Below are 20,587 nucleotides of genomic sequence, written 5' to 3'. Positions count from 1 at the left end.
TTCCCTGTCACATGTCCTTGTTCGACGTGTAGGCAAGGCAGAAGCACCGCACGACGAGAAGAGGGAACCCCATGCGCTACCTGATGACGACCAGGCCTTCCGACACCGCGCCCGACGAGAAGTTGTACGTCGAAATGGGCAAGTTCATCGAGGAGCTGACGGCGGCCGGTGTTCTGCTGGCCACGGGTGGCCTGGAGCCGGTCGGCGTCCTGGTGACCTCTGCCGGCGACGAAATCACGGTGACGGACGGGCCGTTCGCCGAGGCCAAGGAGGCCGTGGCCGGCTTCGCACTGATCGAGGTCCGCTCCAAGGAGGAGGCGATCGAGCTGGCCCGCCGCTTCCGCAGGATCGTTGGTGACGGCGAGAGCGTGGTTCAGCAGGTTTTTGGTCCGTGAGTCAGCAGTACGAACCCTGAACTCCAAACCCTGAACCCCAAACCCTGAACCCTGAACCGCGAAGAGCACTTGCCCCGGCTTGCGAGCGAGTCGGGGCAAGTGCTGTGATCGCCCCTGTGCTGGATACCCATCGCACGATAGACGCGGCCTGGAAGCTCGAGTCGGCCAAAATCATCGCAGCGCTCACCCGGATGGTGCGCGACGTCGGCCTCGCCGAGGAGCTGGCCCAGGACGCGCTCCTCGCCGCGCTCGAGCAGTGGCCCGGCACGGGCGTCCCGGACAACCCCGGCGCCTGGCTGACGACCACCGCCAAGCGGCGGGCCGTCGACCACATCCGGCGCTCCCAGCGGCTGACGCACAAGCAGGAGCAGCTCGCCCACGAGCTGGAACAGCAGCAGGACCCCGAACAGGACGACGTCCTGCGGCTGATGCTCATCTCCTGCCACCCCGTACTGCCGACCGGGGCCCGAGCAGCACTGACGCTCCGGCTGCTCGGCGGTCTGACGGCCGAGGAGATCGCGCGGGCCTTCCTCGTCACCGGGACGGTGATCACCCAGCGCATCGCCGGAGCCAAGCGGACGTTGGCCGAGGAGCGCGTGCCGTTCGACCTGCCGGAGGGACCGGAACTGGCCGAGCGCCTCTCGTCGGTGCTGGAGGTCATCTACCTGATCTTCAACGAGGGTTACTCGGCGACCTCCGGCGACGATCTGATGCGGCCCGGGCTCTGCCTCGAAGCACTGCGGCTGGGCCGGCTCCTGGCCGAGCTGGCACCTCAGGAAGCCGAGGTGCACGCGATGGTCGCACTGATGGAGATCCAGGCCTCCCGCTCGGCCGCGCGCACCGGCCCGTCGGGCGAGCCCGTCCAGCTGCACGAGCAGAACCGGGGACGCTGGGACCAGTTGCTCATCAGCCGCGGCTTCACCGCGATGCTGCGGGCACGGGAAGCCGGCGGCACGCCCGGCCCGTACCTGCTGCAAGCGGCCATCGCCGTGTGCCATGCGCAGGCGCGTACCGCCGAGGACACCGACTGGGCCCAGATCGCGGCCCTGTACGGGGCATTGGCGCGGCTGCTGCCGACACCGATCGTCCAGCTCAACCGGGCGGTGGCGCTCGGGTTTGCGTACGGGCCGCAGGAGGGCCTCGACCTGGTCGACTCCCTGACCACCGATCCCGCACTGCGCGACTACCACCTCCTCCCCAGCGTCAGGGGCGACCTGCTGGCGCGCCTGGACCGGCACGAAGAAGCGCGGGTGGAGTTCCATCGGGCGGCGTCCCTCACGAGGAACGCCGCCGAGCGCGCCTTTCTGCACCGACGCGCGGACGAGATCACGGTCACCGGCCCGCCCGGTCCCACGCTCGGTCAGGCCGCCCACGACTTCCTGAGCCGCGACGATCTGGACGCGGCCACGGTCCGCTCGTACGGACAGACCCTCCGGCGCCTGTGCCTGGCCCTCGGCGACCAGCTGCCGCCGGCCTCGCTGACGGCCGACCAGGTGGCGCGGGTGTTTGCGACCGCCTGGGGCGAGGCAGCCGCCACGACCTGGAACCGGCACCGCTCGGCCGTCCGGTCCTTCTGCGCGTGGGCGTCCCTGAGCGACCTCGCGGCCGGGCTGGACCGTCGGGCCGAGACTCGCCCCCGGACGCCGGCGCTGGGCTCCGTGCAGCTCGACGCGCTCTGGAGCCGCCCGGACCTGCCGCTGCGCGAACAGACGCTGTGGCGGCTCCTGCACGAGTCGGAGGCCGGGGTGAAGGCCGTCCTGTCGCTGAACGTCGAGGACCTGGACCTGGACGACCGCCGGGCCCGCACGGGCCACACGTGGGTGACCTGGCGCTCCGGGACCGCCCGGCTCCTGCCCGAGCTGCTGGCCGGCCGGACCCGGGGGCCGGTGTTCCTCTCCGACCGGCGACCCGGACCCGCCCGGACACCCGGACCTGCCGATCTCTGCCCGGACACGGGCCGCCGCCGACTGTCCTACGAGCGGGCCGAGTACCTCTTCAAAGAGACCACCAAGCCCCTCGACCCGACAACCAACGGCTACACCCTCCGCCAGCTCAAACCCCACCCCGGACCGTCCCCGGCCCCGTAGCCGGCCGGCCGTAGTAGGTGATCTCGTCCGGGCACTGGCAGAGCCGGTCCGCCTGGGTGAATCTCCTGCCCGTGTTGCGATGAGTACGGGCTCCGCCGCCGGTCTACCCTTCGGACACATCGCCTGGAAGGAGCGGCAGATGACCGATACGACGACTCTCGACCTCGGACCACAAGCCCAGATCGTGGCCCGTCTCGCGGCGGGCGTACCGGACGGCCGGCTCGCCGACCCGACACCCTGCCCCGAGTACGCGGTCGGCAACCTGCTGGGCCACCTCGCAGGCCTCGCCGTCGCATTCCGTGACGCCGCCCGCAAGAACCTGGGCCCCACGACCGACACGGCCCCCGACACAGCCGTGCCCTCCCTCCCCGCCGGCTGGCGCGAGGAACTGCCCCGGGTCCTCGGCGAACTGGCCGAGGCCTGGAGGGACCCGGCCGCCTGGACCGGCATGACCCGCGCGGGCGGCGTGGACCTGCCCGGCGAAATCGCGGGTGCGGTGGCTGTCGACGAACTGGTGATCCACGGCTGGGACCTGGCCCGGGCCACCGGCCAGGACTACGCACCCGATCAGGCCGCGCTGCGCGCCTCGCATGCATTTCTCCTGGCGGCCGCCGAGGACAAAGACCGCGGCGGCATCTTCGGCGCTGTCGTGCCCGTACCGGACGACGCCCCGCTGCTGGACCGGGCGGTCGGGCTGAGCGGGCGCGAACCGGGCTGGACACCTCCGACATCCCCGTGACGTAGGCCACCGGCGGTCCATCTGGACCGGACCCCGGGCGGAGACCGCCGCATGTCGCTGGGCATGTCGAATACGCCGGTCCCCGATCGACGTGGGAGTGAAGGCAGTACATCCCAGCACTCCAGGAGGACCCCATCGTGACCGTTACCGCGGATTTGGCGATTTCCCTCGACGGCTACATCGCCGGCACCGACGTGGCCATCGACAACCCGGGAGGCGACGGCGCCGAGCCCCTCTTCGAGTGGATCCACAACCTGGCGAGCTGGCGGGAGCGCCAGGGCATGACCGGCGGGGAGGAGAACCGCGACTCCGAGCTGATGCGCGAGTGGTTCGACGCCACCGGAGCAGTGGTCATGGGCCGGATGATGTACGACACGGGCGAGGAGTTCTGGGGCGACAACCCGCCGTTCCGGTGCCCGGTCTACGTGCTCACCCACCGCCCCCGGCCGTCCCTGGTCAAGGAGGGCGGCACCACGTTCACCTTCGTCACCGACGGCATCCACAGCGCCCTCGACCAGGCGAAGGCCGCGGCCGGCGGAAGGAACGTCGACATCGCGGGCGGGGCGAGCACGGTGCAGCAGTACCTGAGGGAGGGGCTCATCGACGAGCTGCAGCTGCACGTGGTGCCCGCGCTCCTCGGAGCGGGGCTGCGGCTCTTCGAGGGACCGGGCGCCGGGCGGCAGGATCTCGAGCCGGTCAGTGTGGTCGGCACCCCCCTCGCCACCCACCTGAAGTACCGCTTCGTGAAATGACGGGTGATCTCCCGGCAGCTACTTCGTGCAGTCCTGTCGCCCTCCGGCGGCTACCGGCACCGGCGAGGCGGAGCTCGGCTGCGAACCCTTCCTCGCCCGACTCCGGTCGCGCGACCACGCACCCGCACCCACCAGCACGGCTGCCCCGGCCCCGTACAAGGGCAGCCACAGAGTCGTCGTGGCTGCCAGACAGTCGGCGACGGCTTTACGCCTCTGGGCCTCTTGCGCGTACGCGAGTGCAGCGCTGTCGCTACCAGCCAGATCCGCCACCGCTGCCCTCGTCCGGATGACCTCGTACCTGCCCTGCCCATCGCACCCGCTGCGCGTGCCCGGCATCGGAAACAGCCAAGACCAGCGCTGCAGCATGGGGGCCAGCGCGATCGCTACGCACAGGCCGACGACCAGCGAATACGCGACCAGAGCGCGCATGTATGCCGATCGGAAGCCGGGCGTCCATGCCGGCCGTACCTGAAAGGCGAAGATCACCGCGAAAAGCGTCACCCCGATGAACGTGGCGAACCACTGCCAGGAACCCTGGGCGAGTGCGAACGTCAGTACAGCGGCGAGTCCAATGCCGATGACCCCGGCCTGCCCGGCGGCGCCATCGCGCTCCCCGGTGGATGCAGGCCTTCGGGTTCCTCGAGGGCTGGGGTCGTTCACGGGCCCCTCCTGCAGGGTTGGAGGCATCGGCATCAGCATCCGCCGCGCGTCGCCGCGGGCCCGGGCGCCATGCCGGACGGGTTCGGATGGTGCCCGGATGGGGGAGCCGCCCCGTCTGCCACCCCGTTCCTGCAGTCGGGTACGAGCGATGACACTCGGTGAGATTCGGGGGCCCTGGAGGTGACTCGCCCCATAGGACCCACGTCACGTACGAACCGGGCTAGTAGCTTCCCAACGGCCGATCCCGCTGCCTGACACCGGCTCCCACCTGCACGGATCCGCCCAGGTCTGCCGTGGGGTCGTCGGTCCCTGACTGCGAGGGCTCCTAGTAGGAGGGGTCGTTGCCAGGGGGTTGGGGGGTCGGTAGAACTGGATGAGTCGCAGGGCGGCAGGGGTTGTTCACCCGCCGCCGACGAATCCCTCTCCTCCGCGTGAGTGGCTCACGCATGCTTCGGCGTGCCGCGACCGTCCTTGTTCCCTTCGGAAGGTCAATCCGTGTCCAACGCTGTCATCCGCCGCATCGCCGCTTCCAAGAAGACCCTCGCGGGTACCGTCCTCGCCCTGGGCGTCGCCGGTTCCATGCTGGCCGCGGTTCCCGCGCAGGCCGCCCCGTCGAGTGCCAAGGCGATCGCCCAGCAGATGATCAAGGACCCGGCCCAGTTCGCCGCCTTCGACAAGATCATCTCGCACGAGAGCGGCTGGGACTACACCGCCACGAACTCCTCTTCCGGTGCGTACGGCCTGGTCCAGGCCCTGCCGGCCTCGAAGATGGCCTCGGCGGGCTCGGACTGGAAGACCAACCCGGCCACCCAGATCAAGTGGGGCCTGGACTACATGAACGAGCGCTACGGCAGCCCCGTCGACGCCTGGAACTTCTGGTCCGCCAACCACTGGTACTAAGCCACCAGCGGCAGAGCAGACCCACACAGCAGACGCGCGCAGGGCCCCCGTCCGCCGGATCACCGGCTGGAGCGGGGGCCTGCGCGCGTTCAGGTTCAGAAGCGGGGCAGAGCGCCGACGATTCGGTCCCACACGGAGCGGGTGGCACCGAAACCGCTCTCATGGACCCAGACGTGGGTACACGCGGGGCACTGCAGGTGGAGCAGGCTGCCGGTGTTGGTGAGCAGGTAGCGCCAGTGGGTGGAGCAGGTCCGGCGCTGCTCGCAGGGCTCGCAGCCCTGGGCGTCGTCGCACTTCGGGCAGGCCACCCAGGCGCGGCGCCCGAGGTCGGCCTGCGGGTCAAGCGGCAGCACGGCCGTCTCCCCTCGGGGGCAGCACACCGGCCGCGACCAGGTTGTCGTAGAGGCGCTGCTGCTCCGCGTCGAGTCCGGAGTACAGGAGGTCGTACGCGGCCTCCTCGCCGAGCAGCACCTCGACCGGATCCCAGTCCGGGCCGAGGGCTTCCATCACCTGGGCGCGCCGGAGCACCTCCTGAGACGTGAGGTCCACCTCGAAGTCGACGAGCGCGGACGCGCCGGAGGCGTCGGGCTCGTCCGGGGAAGGGATGGGGTCGTGGGGTGCCATGGCACCGAACTTAGGTAACCCTTCTTTCCCTGGTCAAGGGAGGGTGGGCGGAGTCACAGCCCAGGCCACCCCTCGAGGATTCCAGCACTAGGGCACGACCTTGCCGACGCCGCCCAGCGCCTGGGTGGCACGCTGGTTGATCTGCCACAGCTGGCCGTCACGGTTGCTGACGTAGATCCAGCCGTTGACGGTGTCCAGCGCGAGGCCCTCGCACGTCCCCAGGCCGCTGGCCACCACGCGCTGCGCGCCGTCCGCGAGAGTGATCTCGTACAGGCGCCCGTTCACGTGGTCGATGGTGTACGCCCGGCCGGCGCCGTCGAGGGCCACTCGGATGGTGCTCGCCCCGGAAAGGTTGGTCACGACGCGGTGGGTACGGGCGGCCAGGTCGACCTCGTACAGGTGGCCGCCGCCGTCCTTCCGGCCGATGTACGCCTTGCCCCGCCCGTCCAGCGCCACTCCGCCGATGCCCTGCCCCAGGCCCGTGACGATCGTGTGCTTCTGTCCGCCCGGCAGGTCGACGGCGACCAGCTGCCCGTCGAGCCAGCTGGCGACGTAGGCCTTGCCCGCTGCGTCGAGTGCGACGCCGTACGCGCCCGACACGTCGGCGATCTTGCGGGACGAGCCGTCGGCCAGGTTCACCTCGAGCAGGCGCGCACCGCCGTAGTCGGTGGAGTAGGCCGTGCCCTGGCCGCCCAACTGCACCTCGCCGATGTCGCCCAAGGCGCTCGCTGCCGTGTGCTGGGCGCCGGTGTCGACTTTCACCGCGGACAGCTTCACGCCGCCCCGGTCGGCGACGTACGCCGTGTTCAGCGACGGGTCGACCGCCAGGCCTTCGGACGTCCCCAGACCCGTCGCGATGAGGGTGTAGCTCCGCCTGTTGCCGATGAGCTTGGAGAGGTCTTCGAGCTTCGGCATGTCTTCGGCGCCGATGCTCACCTTCGGCGGTCCGAAGGCCTTGTTGGTCGCAGAGGCCATGCCGGACACCGAACCGGGGTTTTCGGAGGCCTGGCGCTGTGCGGCGGCCACGCCCTGGGCGTTCTGGAAGAGCGGGCCCAGGAAACCCATGACGTCGAACGCCCCGTGCGCGGTCTGGCGCACGAGCCACGGGTCGCGCTCGCTCTCCAGCTTGCGCACGGCCTCCGATTCGTCACCTGCTCCCGGAGTGTCCTTGTTGAGCGCCTGAGCGGACTTTTCGGCGGAACCTGCTTCGTCCCCGCCGTTGTCGAAGATGTTCTTGAAGGACATGGGCTTTCCTCCTGACCCCTTCTAGAGGGGCTGCTTCTGGTTCTGGTAGTCGAGTACTTCAGGCTGGAAAACCCGGTGTTCTCCGGTACGGACGGCGACGATTTCGGCCGTCCCCTTCTGCATGGACCGCTTTCCTTCGTCGGCCAGGTCGAAATGGCTGGAATCGAAGGAGGCCTCGCCGAGTTTCCACGCGATGACCCGGGAGAACTTCGGGTCGGCGGCCTGCGGCGGAGTCTCCTTGACCGCGACCGGCTCGGGATAGTACAAGGCGACCCAGCCGCCGAAGGTGACGGGGAATTCATAGTCGAACTGGCGGATCTGGCGCCGCGTCGTAGCCATGACGTCAGCCCGGCTCATGATTTCGAAACTGACCGACGACTGGTGCTTCCATTCGGTGGTCAGCGAACCACTGACGGAACCGGTGATCCCGAGCAGGAGCTCTCCCCATAACTCCCCGGTGCCGGTGACGGAACTCGTGGACGTGGTGTTGCTCGTCGCCTCGGTCTGGGACTCCGTGTTGACGCCCTGGTTGTCCTTGCTGTTGAGCAGGGTGGTCTTCTGGTACTGCTTCATCTCCATGCTCTTCTGGAGCTGCTGCTGGAGCGATGCGATGGACTTCGCCCCGAAGGTGAGCTTCACCTCCCCTTGGAGCGACCAGCTGATCGTGTTCGAAATCGAGAATTCGACCGTGTCCGTCACGGTGATTTTGATCGGGTCGGTGCCATTGACGTACGTCTGCTTGGAGATCATGTCGGGAGGGGGCTGCTGGATGTCGCTGCGTTCCTCGACGACCGGTACGCCGACGTTCATGAAGGCGCGCCAGCCGCGTTCGTGCGCCGTCTTCTCTTCCGGCGGGAAGCCGCCGTAGCGCACCTTGTTCAGGGAGAACCCGATCGGGTCGACCGGCTCACCCCCTCCCTGAGGGGGCCGCTTGAGTACGTTCCGCAGTTGGTTCCGCTGCAGGATGCCGGCGGCCCTGGCGGCGATTTCGAGTTCCTCTTGATTCCGCGTGGTCAGCGGATGGCGCATGAATACGTCGTTGATGTAGGCCGTTCCCACATCGTTCCTTGCACTGCTGTTTCCCATGCTCTTCAGACCCTCCCTGCGTCGCAGACCGGTGACGCTACGCATCCGACGGCGGAAGATCATCGGGCTGAACTCGCCACCTGGTGAGAATCGGACAGATACCGCTGACCAGGCGTTTGATCACATGAGGGCGGCGGCGTTCCCGGATCTGTCGGGTGTCCCCCGGGGGCGCCGTTCCTTGATCTTTGGGGCCAAGATCCACGGGCGCGCTGTCGCGGCTGCCGGCAGGGAGCCGGGCGCGGGTGGTGTCCGGAACTGCGGTCCCGTGGCTGCCGGCGCTGTCGGGTCGGCCCCATCAGGCTCGATTTGGCCTCGGCCGTACGTTCGATCGGCATACGGCACCACGGCGGCAGCTCCTGTGGGTCCCGTGGAGCGCCGCCGTGGTGCCCGAACCCCTAGGAGGCGGCCAGGGCCTCCAGGGCGGGGACCGTTTCGGCCGGGGTCGGCAGGGCGGCGTTCTCTGCCCGGAGACGGGCGGCGGCCTCGCGCAGGGCCGGGTCGACGGTGAGACGGGTGAGGAGTGTGGCGTCGACGTCGTCGGAGGCGGAGCGCAGGGCGGCGCCGGTTTTGGTGAGGGCGTCGGCGTTGGTGAAGTGGTCGGCGCCCTGGGGGAGCAGAAGCTGGGGCAGGCCGGCCTGCAGGGCGGTGAGCAGGGTGCCGGAGCCGCCGTGGTGGATCAGCGCGTCGGAGGCGGTCAGCAGCTCCGCGAGCGGGATCCAGGGCAGTGGGCGGACGTTGTCCGGGAGGGTGCCGAGCGGGGTGAGGTCGGCGTCGCCGACGGCGAGCAGGAACTCGGCGTCCACCGAGGCGGCGGCTTCGATCAGACGGACGATGGCGCGGACGCCGTCCAGCTCGGTGAGCACGGTGCCCAGTGTGATGGCGACGCGCGGGCGGGTGCCGCGGCGGAGCAGCTCGGCGGGGACGGTGCCGCCGCCGTTGTAGGGGAGGTAGCGCATCCGCAGGCCGCCCGGGTCGCCGCCGAGCGAGGCGGGGACGATGTTCAGCGCGGTGGGCTCGGCGGGGCCGGCCACCCCGTATGTCTCGTACGCCTCGGTGAAGTTGGCTGCGAGCCGGCCGACCATGTCAAGGCCGGAGGTGACGCCGAAATTCTGGATCACCGACGGGATCTTGAGCTTGGCCGCGACCAGCGGGGCGGAGGCCTGGAAGGAGTCGTACACGAGCAGGTCGGCGCGCCAGCTGTCGGCGGCCTCCAGCAGGCCGTCCACGGTGGAGCGGGAAACGAGCGCGAAGCCGTGGGCCGCCCTGTCGAGGATCTGGTCCGGGGTCATGTCGGGGGCGACGTAGCGCACCTCCTCGCCCGTGGACTGCTCGAACACGTCCCGGATGCTGCGGCCGTCGCCTATCTCGACGATCGGGAAACCGGCCTCGCGGAGCTGGTTCAGCGGCTGCGAGCCCGCGAACAGCACCTCGTGGCCGGCGGCGCGCAGGGCCTGCGCGGTCGGGATCATCGGGAAGAGGTGGCCGGCCGCGGCCGGTCCGGTGAAGAGTATGCGCACGGGTTCTCCTTGCCGTTGTTCTGCCGGTCGAGGACGAGACGTGCGGGCTCGCCCCGGTTCCCTCCGGTGAACTGACGGGAAGGCGCGCTGTGTTCCCCCTGGGGGGTCGATAACCGGACGTTCTGCGGGGGCCCTTTCCGGGCGGGGGCCGAGCCGGTCGGGACCGGGCCGGTAACCATCGGTTGTCGGCGAACCTGCAGGTGATCTTGGCGAACCGCCAGGGGATCACCGACGCGGATGCACGGCTGGTGATCGCATCGGCCCCTCCGGAGCCCCACGACGGGCTTGACCCCGTGAACGGTCCCCGGGCCGGCCGGTGCCCGCGAACATTCGCATCTGTGGCGTCCCGGAGCGAACCCGGACGAACGAACGTACGATGGGCGGGAACCGGCGCGGGCGGCTCGCCCCGCCGCTGGTCCAAGCCGGTCGTGGGAGACGCATGGCACAGGTCGCCGACACAGCGCGGACCGTCATCCTGACCGTGGACGACGATCCGGGAGTCTCCCGTGCCGTCGCCCGTGACCTGCGGCGCCGCTACGGAGCCGGGTACCGGATCGTGCGCGCCGAGTCCGGCGAGTCCGCACTCGAGGCGCTGCGCGAGTTGAAGCTGCGGGGCGACCTGGTGGCCGTGATCCTGGCCGACTACCGCATGCCGCAGATGAACGGCATCGAGTTCCTCGAACAGGCCCTCAACGTGTACCCGGGGGCGCGGCGCGTGCTGCTGACCGCGTACGCCGACACCAACGCGGCGATTGACGCGATCAACGTCGTCGACCTCGACCACTACCTGCTCAAGCCGTGGGACCCGCCGGAGGAGAAGCTCTACCCGGTCGTGGACGACCTGCTCACGGCCTGGCGCTCCAGCGACTACCGGCCCGTGCCCGCCACCAAAGTTGTCGGGCACCGCTGGTCGGCGCGCTCCTCGAACGTGCGGGAGTTCCTGGCCCGCAACCAAGTGCCGTACCGCTGGTACTCCTCCGACGAGCCCGAGGGACGGCGACTGCTGGAGGCGGCCGGGACCGACGGACAGCGACTGCCCCTGGTGATCACTCCGGACGGCACCGTGCTGATCGAGCCGGAGGCGCCCGACCTGGCTGCCCACGTGGGGCTCGCGACGACGCCGCTCGCCGACTTCTACGACCTCGTCGTGATCGGCGGCGGCCCGGCCGGGCTCGGCGCGGCCGTGTACGGGGCCTCCGAGGGGCTGCGGACGGTGCTGGTCGAGCGGTCGGCGACCGGCGGACAGGCCGGGCAGAGCTCCCGCATCGAGAACTACCTGGGCTTCCCCGACGGCGTGTCGGGCGCGCAGCTCACCGACCGCGCCCGCCGCCAGGCCGGCAGGTTCGGCGCCGAGATCCTCACCGCACGCGAGGTCACGGGGCTGGAGGCCAACGGCGCGGCGCGCGTCGTCCGCTTTTCCGACGGCTCGTCGGTCACCGCCCACAGCGTTATCCTGGCGACCGGGGTGTCATACCGGCAGCTCCAGGCACCGGGCTGCGACGACCTGACCGGCTGCGGGGTGTACTACGGCTCCGCGCTCACCGAGGCGTCCTCCTGCCAGGGGCAGGACGTGTACATCGTGGGCGGCGCCAACTCCGCCGGGCAGGCGGCGGTGTACTTGGCGCGGGGCGCCAAGTCGGTCACGCTGCTGGTGCGCGGGGAGTCCCTGAGGGCGTCGATGTCGTACTACCTGATCCAGCAGATCGAGGAGACGCCGAACATCACGGTGCGGACCCGGACCGTCGTCGAGGCGGCGCACGGCGACGGGCACCTGGAGCAGCTGACGCTGCGGGACGTGGAGAGCGGCGGGACCGAACTCGTCGACGCCCAGTGGCTGTTCGTCTTCATCGGCGCGGCTCCGCTGACCGACTGGCTGGACGGCACGGTGCTGCGCGACGAGCGCGGCTTCATCCTGGCCGGGCCGGACCTCACGCCGGACGGCCGGCCGCCGGCCGAGTGGGAGCTGGACCGGCCGCCCTACCACCTGGAGACCAACATTCCCGGCGTGTTCGTGGCGGGCGACGCGCGCGCCGAGTCCGCGAAGCGCGTCGCGTCCGCCGTCGGAGAAGGAGCCATGGCCGTCATGCTCGTCCACCGGTACCTGGAGCAGTCATGAGCGGGCAGGCGATGCCCTGCAGCCCGCCGGAGATCGCCTCGCTGTTCCTGTTCGAAAAGCTCTCCCCGGAGCAGCTCGGACGGCTGTGCGCCGAGGGGCGGGTGGAGCGGTTCGAGGCCGGTCCGGTGTACACCGAGGGCGACCCGGCGACCTGCTTCTACGTGATGATAGAGGGCACCGTCGTGCTGTACCGCCGGGTCGGCGGCGACGACGTGGAGGTGAGCCGGACCTCGCAGCGCGGGGTGTACGCGGGGGCCATGCAGGCCTACCTGGGCGACCGGGTGCCGCAGACGTACACCAACTCGATGCGGGTGACCGAGCCGACGCGGTTCTTCGTACTGCCCGCGCAGTCGTTCGCGGACTTCATGCAGGAATGGTTCCCGATGGCCGCGCACCTGCTGGAGGGGCTCTTCTTCGGCGCGAAGAACACCCAGCGGGCCATCGGACAGCGCGAACGGCTGCTGGCGCTCGGATCGTTGTCCGCAGGGCTCACCCATGAGCTCAACAACCCGGCCGCGGCGGCCGTCCGGGCCACTGCGGCGCTGCGGGAACGAGTGGGCAAGATGCGGCACAAGTTGGCCGTCATCGCGCATGGCCCCTACTCCCGCGAGGCACTCGCCGACCTCATCGAGATCCAGGAGCGCACCGCCGAACGCGTCGCGAAGGCACCGGCGTTGAGTCCTCTGGAGGCGTCCGACCGGGAGGACGAGCTCGCGGACTGGCTCGATGACCACGGCATCCCCGAGGGCTGGCGGATCGCACCGACCTTCGTGCAGGCCGGGCTGGACACGGACTGGCTGGAGCAGGTCGCGGCGGCCGTGGCCGAGGACATCCTCCCGGGAGCGATCGGCTGGCTCAACTACACCGTCGAGACCGAGCTGCTGATGGACGAGATCGACGACTCCACCACCCGCATCTCCCACCTCGTGGACGCCGCCAAGCAGTACTCCCAGCTCGACCGCGCCCCGCACCGGGTCGTCGACGTCCACGAACTCCTCGACAGCACCCTGCTGATGCTGTCCGGCAAGATCGGCCCGCGGGTCCGGGTGGTCAAGGACTACGACCGCTCCGTGCCGGATGTGCCCGCCTACCCGGCGGAGCTGAATCAGGTGTGGACCAACCTCATCGACAACGCCGTCTTCGCCATCGGGAGCACCGGCCGCGACGGCACGCTGACGGTCCGCACGGCACGGGAAGGGGACCGGCTGCTGGTGGAGTTCCGCGACACCGGGCCCGGCATCCCGGCGGACATCCGCAGCCGCATCTTCGATCCGTTCTTCACCACCAAGCCCGTCGGCGAGGGCACTGGTCTCGGCCTGGACATCTCCTGGCGGATCGTCGTCAACAAGCACCACGGCAGCCTCCAGGTCGAGTCCGAACCGGGCGACACCCGTTTCCAGGTGCTGCTGCCGCTGACCGCCCCGGGACCCGAAACAGCGCCCGGAACCGAGACCGAGACCGCCGAAGAGCCCGTATGACCGTACCGGGCATCCCAGGGGCGCGGGGAGCCGTGCTGCCAACCGTGCACCGCCGTAAGCGGTTGGTCGCGCAGTTCCCCGCGCCCCTGGGGCCACCGCTACCTACCTGAGGGCCTCGAAGGAAGCGACGAGGTCGGTGGGGGAGGGGAGTGCGGTGATGTCGGCCTGGGTGGCAGCGGCGGCCTTGCGGAGGTCTTCGTCCGTGATGAGGCGGCTGAGCAGGGCTGCGTCCACGCTGTCACCACTCGCACGGAGGGCGAAGCCCAGGCCCGTCGCGGCATCGACGTTGATGAAGTGGTCGGCGCCCTGCGGGAGGATCAACTGGGGGACGCCCCGGGCGGCGGCGGTGAGCATGGTGCCGGCGCCGCCGTGGTGCACGACCGCGTCGGCGGTGTCCAGCAGTTGGGCCAGCGGCACCCAGGGCAGGGGACGGACATTGGCGGGAAGGGTTCCGAGCGCGCTCAGGTCGGTGTCGCCGACGGCGAGCAGGAACTCGGCGTCGACGGAGGCGGCCTCGGCGATCAGCCGGGCGACCGGGCCGACGCCCGCGTACGTGGTCACCACTGTCCCGAGGGTGACGGCGATCCGGGGCCGGGAGCCACGGGCTATGAGATCGCCGGGCACCGTGCCGCCGCCGTTGTACGGGACGTAGCGGACCCGCCAGCCGGTGCCGTCTCCGCCGAGGGAGGCGGGTACGACGTCGAGGACGGTGCGGGTGGCCGGGCCTTCGATCTCGCGGGCCTGGTATTCGTCCGCCAGGAGGCCAGCGAGCCTGCCGACCATGCTGAAGCCGGACATCACGCCGAAGTTGTGCACTACGGCGGGTATGCCGAGTGCGGCCGAGACCAGTGGTGCGGCGCCCTGGAAGGCGGCGTGGACGATGAGGTCGGGCCGCCAGGCGGTGGCGACCGCGAGCAGGTCATCGATGGTGACCCGGCTGTGTTCGGCGAAACCGGCTGCGGCCAGCCGCTCGGCGTTCTCCGGGCTGTTGCCGTCTGTGACGAACTGCGGATCGATGCCGTCCGAGGCGCGCCGGAAGGCCTCCATCAGCGTCGAGCCGTCGCCGATCTCGACGGTGGGCAGGCCGGACTGCCGAAGCTGCTCGAGCGGGGCCGAACCGGCGAACAGCACCTGATGCCCGGCGGTCTGGAGTGCCTGCGCGGTCGGCACCATCGGGAACAGGTGGCCCGCCGAAGCGGGGCCGGTGAACAGGATGCGCACGGTGTTACTCCTCGGGTGGAACCAGAACTCCTTGATTCTTCTGACAGACCGTCGAACGTATTTGCGGCTCCGTCAATTTCCACCGAGGTAAACGAATTTCGGCCAATCCCGACGGGCTCCGCCGGGCCGGTCGGGTCCACCGGTCAGTCAGCGGCGCATGCGCCAGGTGCAGAGGAGGGCGATCAGCACGATGCCGTCGCGGTGTTCGTGCCGGTTCGCCGCGTTCGAAGACGCGCTGCGCGAGTTCACGCAGGAGCTGAACCGGCTCCACATCGCCAACGGCGCGCCGTCCTACGCGACCATGGTCAGTGCCTCGGTGAGACCGAAGCTGAAGAAGGCCGGACTCAACGAGATGCTGGCCGGCAAGCGGTTCGCCTCCCTCGAGGCACTGCTCGAATTCGTCCGGGTCGTCACCACACCCAGGGATCCGGATCCGCCGGCAGCGGGGTTTCGGGCCGCCCCCGCGCTCGCTTCCGCGCCACCGTGCGGCAGACTCTGGACGATGCCGCTCTGGAAGCCGAAGCCGTACGCGTACGCGCTCAGGCCCGGCACGATGCCGACGAGCTCCTGCACCGCGCCCGCCAGACAGCCGAACAAGCCCATGGAGCACTCACATGGGAAGGAGCAGGCCCGAACACCCCGGCGCGCGGCGCGTTCTGGCGGTCAGCTGTGGCAGCAGGCCAAGGCCTCGTGCTGCGCCCGGCGTTACGTCCGCTGGCCGCGGCGACCGCGGTAGCCAGGCTGGCGCTGGCCACGATCCTCACGGGGGACTCCCTCACCGGGGCATCCGACAACTGCCGACCGGCTCATCCCCCAAGCCGGCCTCCCCACCCCCACCCCCCAGCACCTCACCGACGCCAACCGCTTCGCCGGCCCAAAAGAAGCCCCACCCCTGCGCCCCGCAGGCGCGTGACCGCTAGGCAGCGTCGTTCCGGTCACCTGCCGACCGGGGCCCCTGAAAGGGACCCCGGTCGGCAGGTGAAGCGGGCTAGTCGCTGTTCCCCGGCTCGACGTGGGTGAACGCGGTGTCCGTGTTGTTGCCCTTGCGCGGGTCTGCGTCGTCACCGAACACCCTGGCGGTGTTCTTCACGGTGGTGGGCTTCAGAACGTTGGCCGCGGTGCCGGTCACCTCGATCTCCGCGCTGTGGCCCTTCGCCAGCGGACCACCCGTGCAGGAGAGGAGGCCGTTGGTGATCTCGCACCCCTCGGTCGGCGTGGTGGGCGACAGGATCTTCGCCGGGAGGTCGTCGGTCAGCGACCAGCCGGAGGAGCCGTCGCCCTTCCCTTCGTTCTTCACGGTGATGCGGTAGGTGACTTCGCCGCCCACCTCGACGCGCTTGGTGCCGTGCTTGCGCACCGCCAGGTCGGCGGACGAGTCGAGGAAGCACGAGGTGGCGTCGAGGTTCGTCGCCGGGGTCGTGGTCTGCGTCGACAGCACGGAGAACGACGGGTTGGAACCGGTCGCGTTCTTCACGTGTACCCGGATGAGCTGTCCGGAATTGCGGAAGAATCCGAGATCGCCGTTGCCGTACGTGAAGACGCCGCCGAAGTCCTCACCCCCCGGAAGGACACCCGGGAAGAAGTCCACGCTTTCATCGGCGATGTCGATCCGCGTGATGGCGCCCGAGTCGGTCGAGCCCCACAGGAATCCGTCACGGAATGCGATGTCGAAGACGTCGAGTTCCGGGTCGGCCAGCGCCGGGACGTTGATGACGTTCGTGACCGAGCGGGAGGTGACGTCGATCTGGTAGATCTCACCCGTATTGTCGGCCAGGACGTAGTAGTTGCCGTCCTTGTCGAACGTTCCCGAGATGTAGACGGCGGGCGGCAGGCCGGCAATGGCACCAAGGTTGGTGAAGTCTCCATTGCCGTCGAAGCGGACCAGGTCGTTGTTCGTGTTGCCGAAGGTGGTCCCGTAGAGGAAGCGATCGTGCGGGTTCACGCCGATGGCGTTGTAGAGGAACGGTGTTGGGTTGCCCAGCGGCGTGAACTGGACCGTTCCGGGCCCTCTGTCGGCGGTGTAGAGCTGGTCCGGGTCGCCGAACGAGACGTAGACCTGCCCGTCGCACGCAACGGGATTCCCGTCGGGCTGCTGCTGCGCGACAGCCGCCGCAGGGGCGGGGACGGCACCGGCCGGTGACGCCGGCAGGCTGGAAGCGAGCCCGGCGACGATACCCACCGCGCCCAGCGCGGAAAGCGCGCGCAGCCGCCGCTTTCCGTGGTTCGGCCTGTTTGTTCCTCGAATCACGTACATGCACCTTTCACCGTTCAAGGCGGACAGGGCCCCATGGTGGAGGCCCCTCAGTGTGCGCCGGATGTGACGGAGAAAGATCAGCACAAGGGATGTCGGGTCGGATATCACGGCTCGGGCTTCGGAGTGGAGTTCGCTCCAATGCACCAGGACAATCCCTGGGCCACTTCTTTCAGATCATCAGAATGTCCGCCCGGACAGTGCCGCGGGCGCGTCCGGCCCGGCTTGCGCCGCTCAGCCTGGCGGCAGGCCCGGTGCGGTGACGTGGTGTGTCGAGCGCATGGCCGAGGGTCACAGTCCCAGGGCGATGGCCAGCCGGGTCAGCTCGGCGGTGCTGTGGGCGTTCAGCTTGGCGCGGATGCGGCGGAGGTAGGCGTCGACGGTGTGCTTGGACAGTCCCATGTGGCGGGCCGTCTGCAGATAGGTGCGGCCTGCGGCGATGTGTCGCAGGGCTTCCTTCTCACGCGGGGCCAGCGCGGCTGCGGGGGCCTGGGTGTGCGGCATGGTGAGTGTGAGGCTCATGCGACTTCCTCCGCCAGATCGGCTCGGTCATCACTGCTCGCACCCTCGGAAGCAGCGGGCTCAATGCCCCTTTTGTCTCCTGCCTAAGAGCCTGGCCGGGCGGCTTCGCGAGAGTGTCCGCCGACTGTCACAGGCGTGTGACAAGGCGCTCTGCGCGATCGTGCCGTGATGTCGGGCGACGGCCTCACGCTGGTGCGCCCGCAGTTTCATCGTCACGTGCTGCTCAGTGAGTCCAGGTAGTCGTCGAGGAGCTCGGTCTGCCGCACGGGTGGGAACCCCGCGGGGTCGAGCAGCGCCTGCACCGTCAGTCCGAGCGCGAAGGACTGGGCGCCGGCCGCGATGCGCTCCGGGTCGCCGGCAGGCAGTTCGCCGCGCTCCTGCCCGGCTGCGACCAGTTTGGCCAGCCGGTCGCGGCCCTGCGCGTACCGGGCGGCGTGATCCGCGCTCAGGGCCGGGTCGGCCAGGGCGGTGTCCCAGGAGGACACCCAGATCCGGTTGCTCGTGGTGGCCTCGGCGGTGAGCGGGAGGATGCCGAGCAGGGCGGTCCGCAGGGCGGCACGGCCCTGGCCGCCGCTCTGTCGCGGCCGCGCGGCGGTCCGCTGGGCGAGCAGGTCGAGGGCGTACGCGACCAGGTCGCGCTTGGTGGCGAAGTAGTGGGTGAGCAGACCGGTCGTGGCGCCGAGTTCGGTGGCGACGGCGCGCATCGTCAGCCCGCCGAAGCCGTGCGCCGACAGCACGCGCCAGACGGCTTCCGAGACGTCGCGGCGTCGGGCTTCGTGATCTCCCTTGGTGCGTGGCATGGTGCTACGGTAATAGCCATAACAGTTGTTGTGTGAATGAGGTCACGATGTTCTCCCTCCCATTGCGGGACGGCGCCCGTCTCCGCCCGCTCGAGCTCCGGCATACCGAGCAGTTCGCCACCCACCTGGACCGGGCGCGCGAGCACATCCGGCCGTGGGTCGGCGCCGGCTTCGTCACCGAGGGCGTCGACGGGGCGCGCGGCACGCTCCTGCGGTACGCCGAGCGTCAGGCGGCGGACGGTGCCCGCCTCTTCGGTATCTGGAGCGCGGACGACACCCTCGTCGGCGGTGTCATGTTCACTGCCTTCGACGCGGCCGGGGGAGCCTGCGAGGTCGGCTGCTGGCTGGAGCCGGCCGCAGAGGGCCACGGGCTGGTCACCGAGGCATGCATGGTGCTGCTGGACTGGGCCCTGACCGAGCGGGGCCTGCACCGCGCCGAGTGGCACTGCCGGGCCGACAACGAGCGCAGCGCTGCGGTGGCCCGGCGGCTCGGCATGACCCTGGAAGGCGTGCGACGTGAGGCCTGGCCCTTCGGCGGCGTCCGCCACGACAAGCAGGTCTGGGCCGTCCTCGCCCCCGAATGGCGAGCCCACCGCGGACAGACCGTGCCGTCGCAATAGCGGCGGCCGGGTTCACGCGAGCCGGTCGATGAGGATCATCGCCACGTCATCTGTCAGGCGCCCCTCGGCGTGGCGGATCAATGCCCGGTGGAGCTCGTCCAGGAACTCCTGTGGGGAGGTGCCGGCGGGAATGTGCTCCATGGCCTCCGGCAGAGGGAAGAAGTCGTTGTCACGGTTGCGGGCTTCGATGACACCGTCCGTGTAGAGCAGCAGGCGGTCGCCCGGCAGGAACGGGTGGCTCTCGGGCTTGGGGGGAGGGCCGGCGACGAGGTCTTCGAGGCCTAGCGGCGGCAGTGGTGAGCTGGGCATCAGGGTCTGAATCGCGCCCTGGTGGAGCACCAGCGGAGGGGGATGGCCGCGGTTGACCAGTTGCACCACCTGTTCGCCCGGCACCTGGGCGATGAGCGCGGTGGTGAATCCCTCCAGGAGGACTTCGGGAAGTTCTGCCTGAGAGTAGGTGCCCGGTACGGCGGACTCTCGCCGCAGGGCGGCCGCGCAATGGTTCATGACCTCCTGCAGTTCGGCCTCGTAGTGAACGGCCTCGCGGAACGCGCCCAACGTCACGGCGACCGCGCGTATGGCGGACAGCCCTTTCCCCCGGACGTCCCCCACGATCAGGCGGACGCCGTAGCGCGTCTGCACGGCCTCGTACAGATCGCCGCCTATCTGCGCCCCTGTCCCTGCCGCGAGGCACAGACTGGCGGCCCGTACCGGGCCCAGGAGCTCGGGGACAGGCCGCAGGACGACTTCCTGAGCGGCCACCGCGATCTTGCGGACCTGGTCGAGCTCGCTCTGCCTGCGCATGCGCACGGCGTTGCTCAGGATGACACTGGCCACGGACACCACGATGATCCCCAGGAAGTTGCCGAAGATCAGCTGGGTCTGGGTTCCCCACGAGTGGTTGTAGGTCGCGGAGGTCGCGTTCACACACGCGGCGAGTACTGCCGCGGACAGCGTGCCGACCGGGCCCATCGTCAGCGCGGCCAGAGCCGGCGTCGTGGTCAGGACGGGACCGGTGACCAGATCGTGAGCGGGGGAGAGCTCGACACCCAGTACACCCAGCGCGATCGCGAAGGGTGCGCATTTCGCCAGTGTGAACAGGATCTGACTGTGGCCGCCCACTCCTGTTCGAGACGACGATCCTGGCCGAAAAGGCGAGCGAGGATGTGACCCCATGGGAACAGCCTGCCTCGCGGGAGCCGTCGCGGCCTCCCAGGAACCCGGTGACCAACGACCCTGCACGGCGCTACGCCCCCCCCACACACACAGCGATCAGGGAACGGGTAGCGGCGGTGGCATACCACTCGGCATACTCGAAGCATGGCAGACACCAGCGTCAAGATCGACGATGTCACGCGGGACCGCCTCAAGGCCCTGGCCGACAGCGCGGGCATGTCCATGAAGGACTACCTCGCCCAGGTGGCCGCCGAGAAGGAGCACGAGAAGCTCCTCGACACCGCGACGGCCGCGTTCCGCCGCCTCATCGGCGAGCCGGGCATCCTGGACCGGTTCGATGCAGACTTCGGCGGGCTCCCGCCGGCCGCCGCCCACCAGCCCCCGCGGGCGGCCTGACC

21 protein-coding genes are annotated in these 20,587 nt (G+C 69.8%); 9 read left to right on the top strand and 12 right to left on the bottom strand.

All coding sequences use genetic code 11. From position 1 onward, the window contains the following. The first annotated feature begins 71 nt into the window (after nucleotides 1-71). The 4 genes from OHA89_RS02845 to OHA89_RS02830 all read left to right on the top strand — a co-directional run bounded on the left by OHA89_RS02845 (nucleotide 72) and on the right by OHA89_RS02830 (nucleotide 3,973). Complete coding sequence (locus tag OHA89_RS02845; RefSeq protein ID WP_257552633.1) at nucleotides 72-395, top strand: YciI family protein; 324 nt, start codon at nucleotides 72-74, stop codon at nucleotides 393-395. A gap of 116 nt (nucleotides 396-511) precedes the next feature. Continuing rightward, nucleotides 512-2,482 (top strand): sigma-70 family RNA polymerase sigma factor, encoded by a 1,971-nt coding sequence (locus OHA89_RS02840; protein WP_323186114.1) that lies wholly within the window; start codon nucleotides 512-514, stop codon nucleotides 2,480-2,482. A 139-nt stretch (nucleotides 2,483-2,621) separates the two neighbouring features. After that, nucleotides 2,622-3,221, top strand: a complete 600-nt coding sequence (locus OHA89_RS02835) for a TIGR03086 family metal-binding protein (protein WP_266615887.1) — start codon at nucleotides 2,622-2,624, stop codon at nucleotides 3,219-3,221. Nucleotides 3,222-3,358: 137 nt separating this feature from the next. Next, nucleotides 3,359-3,973 (top strand): dihydrofolate reductase family protein, encoded by a 615-nt coding sequence (locus OHA89_RS02830; RefSeq protein ID WP_215140957.1) that lies wholly within the window; start codon nucleotides 3,359-3,361, stop codon nucleotides 3,971-3,973. A gap of 18 nt (nucleotides 3,974-3,991) precedes the next feature. Here the strand turns inward: OHA89_RS02830 and OHA89_RS02825 are convergent, their stop codons facing one another. Beyond that, entirely contained in the window at nucleotides 3,992-4,633 is a 642-nt protein-coding gene (locus OHA89_RS02825) for a hypothetical protein (protein WP_266615884.1), read from the bottom strand. A gap of 495 nt (nucleotides 4,634-5,128) precedes the next feature. Here OHA89_RS02825 and OHA89_RS02820 point away from each other — a divergent pair, with 495 nt between their 5' ends. Further along, nucleotides 5,129-5,533, top strand: a complete 405-nt coding sequence (locus OHA89_RS02820) for a transglycosylase SLT domain-containing protein (RefSeq protein ID WP_257552628.1) — start codon at nucleotides 5,129-5,131, stop codon at nucleotides 5,531-5,533. Nucleotides 5,534-5,628: 95 nt separating this feature from the next. On the opposite strand, the gene OHA89_RS02815 is transcribed toward OHA89_RS02820, so the two are convergent. The 5 genes from OHA89_RS02815 to OHA89_RS02795 all read right to left on the bottom strand — a co-directional run bounded on the left by OHA89_RS02815 (nucleotide 5,629) and on the right by OHA89_RS02795 (nucleotide 10,005). Further along, complete coding sequence (locus OHA89_RS02815) at nucleotides 5,629-5,886, bottom strand: hypothetical protein (RefSeq protein WP_266615882.1); 258 nt, start codon at nucleotides 5,884-5,886, stop codon at nucleotides 5,629-5,631. Next, the gene (locus OHA89_RS02810; RefSeq protein WP_266615881.1) at nucleotides 5,873-6,157 is read right to left on the bottom strand and encodes a DUF6400 family protein; all 285 of its coding nucleotides are present in this window, start codon (nucleotides 6,155-6,157) and stop codon (nucleotides 5,873-5,875) included. Before OHA89_RS02810 ends, OHA89_RS02815 begins: the two co-directional genes overlap by 14 nt. A gap of 87 nt (nucleotides 6,158-6,244) precedes the next feature. After that, nucleotides 6,245-7,402 (bottom strand): hypothetical protein, encoded by a 1,158-nt coding sequence (locus tag OHA89_RS02805; RefSeq protein ID WP_406365097.1) that lies wholly within the window; start codon nucleotides 7,400-7,402, stop codon nucleotides 6,245-6,247. A gap of 21 nt (nucleotides 7,403-7,423) precedes the next feature. After that, nucleotides 7,424-8,488: a gluconolaconase gene (locus tag OHA89_RS02800; RefSeq protein WP_266615879.1), complete on the bottom strand. Its 1,065-nt coding sequence runs from the start codon at nucleotides 8,486-8,488 to the stop codon at nucleotides 7,424-7,426. 395 nt (nucleotides 8,489-8,883) lie between these two features. Next, nucleotides 8,884-10,005: a nucleotide disphospho-sugar-binding domain-containing protein gene (locus tag OHA89_RS02795; RefSeq protein ID WP_266615878.1), complete on the bottom strand. Its 1,122-nt coding sequence runs from the start codon at nucleotides 10,003-10,005 to the stop codon at nucleotides 8,884-8,886. A gap of 439 nt (nucleotides 10,006-10,444) precedes the next feature. On the opposite strand from OHA89_RS02795, the gene OHA89_RS02790 reads away from it, so the two are divergent. Both OHA89_RS02790 and OHA89_RS02785 read left to right on the top strand, forming a co-directional pair. Continuing rightward, entirely contained in the window at nucleotides 10,445-12,121 is a 1,677-nt protein-coding gene (locus tag OHA89_RS02790) for an FAD-dependent oxidoreductase (RefSeq protein WP_266615877.1), read from the top strand. Further along, nucleotides 12,118-13,599: an ATP-binding protein gene (locus OHA89_RS02785; protein WP_266615876.1), complete on the top strand. Its 1,482-nt coding sequence runs from the start codon at nucleotides 12,118-12,120 to the stop codon at nucleotides 13,597-13,599. Before OHA89_RS02790 ends, OHA89_RS02785 begins: the two co-directional genes overlap by 4 nt. 102 nt (nucleotides 13,600-13,701) lie before the next feature. On the opposite strand, the gene OHA89_RS02780 is transcribed toward OHA89_RS02785, so the two are convergent. The 5 genes from OHA89_RS02780 to OHA89_RS02760 form a co-directional block, all read right to left on the bottom strand. Further along, complete coding sequence (locus OHA89_RS02780) at nucleotides 13,702-14,820, bottom strand: glycosyltransferase (RefSeq protein WP_266615874.1); 1,119 nt, start codon at nucleotides 14,818-14,820, stop codon at nucleotides 13,702-13,704. Between the two features lie 291 nt (nucleotides 14,821-15,111). After that, nucleotides 15,112-15,423, bottom strand: a complete 312-nt coding sequence (locus OHA89_RS02775; protein WP_266615872.1) for a hypothetical protein — start codon at nucleotides 15,421-15,423, stop codon at nucleotides 15,112-15,114. Nucleotides 15,424-15,808: 385 nt separating this feature from the next. Further along, nucleotides 15,809-17,068: a DUF6923 family protein gene (locus tag OHA89_RS02770; RefSeq protein ID WP_266615871.1), complete on the bottom strand. Its 1,260-nt coding sequence runs from the start codon at nucleotides 17,066-17,068 to the stop codon at nucleotides 15,809-15,811. A 294-nt stretch (nucleotides 17,069-17,362) separates the two neighbouring features. After that, on the bottom strand, nucleotides 17,363-17,593 hold the full coding sequence (locus OHA89_RS02765; protein WP_215149740.1) for a response regulator transcription factor: 231 nt from the start codon (nucleotides 17,591-17,593) through the stop codon (nucleotides 17,363-17,365). A gap of 212 nt (nucleotides 17,594-17,805) precedes the next feature. Then, complete coding sequence (locus OHA89_RS02760) at nucleotides 17,806-18,393, bottom strand: TetR/AcrR family transcriptional regulator (protein WP_266615869.1); 588 nt, start codon at nucleotides 18,391-18,393, stop codon at nucleotides 17,806-17,808. Nucleotides 18,394-18,440: 47 nt separating this feature from the next. Between OHA89_RS02760 and OHA89_RS02755 the strand changes: the two genes are divergently transcribed. Further along, nucleotides 18,441-19,013: a GNAT family N-acetyltransferase gene (locus OHA89_RS02755; protein ID WP_406365095.1), complete on the top strand. Its 573-nt coding sequence runs from the start codon at nucleotides 18,441-18,443 to the stop codon at nucleotides 19,011-19,013. Nucleotides 19,014-19,025: 12 nt separating this feature from the next. On the opposite strand, the gene OHA89_RS02750 is transcribed toward OHA89_RS02755, so the two are convergent. After that, nucleotides 19,026-20,135, bottom strand: coding sequence for a PP2C family protein-serine/threonine phosphatase (locus OHA89_RS02750; protein WP_266615868.1), 1,110 nt, complete (start codon nucleotides 20,133-20,135; stop codon nucleotides 19,026-19,028). Nucleotides 20,136-20,333: 198 nt separating this feature from the next. Between OHA89_RS02750 and OHA89_RS02745 the strand changes: the two genes are divergently transcribed. Next, the gene (locus tag OHA89_RS02745) at nucleotides 20,334-20,585 is read left to right on the top strand and encodes an antitoxin MazE7 (protein ID WP_257552615.1); all 252 of its coding nucleotides are present in this window, start codon (nucleotides 20,334-20,336) and stop codon (nucleotides 20,583-20,585) included. The last annotated feature ends 2 nt before the right edge of the window (nucleotides 20,586-20,587 follow it).

It is taken from the genome of Streptomyces sp. NBC_01546 (genome assembly GCF_045208355.1).
GTDB lineage: Bacteria > Actinomycetota > Actinomycetes > Streptomycetales > Streptomycetaceae > Streptomyces.
The sequence above is the reverse complement of the archived record's forward strand: the minus strand, read 5'-3'. Positions and strand labels throughout refer to the sequence as shown.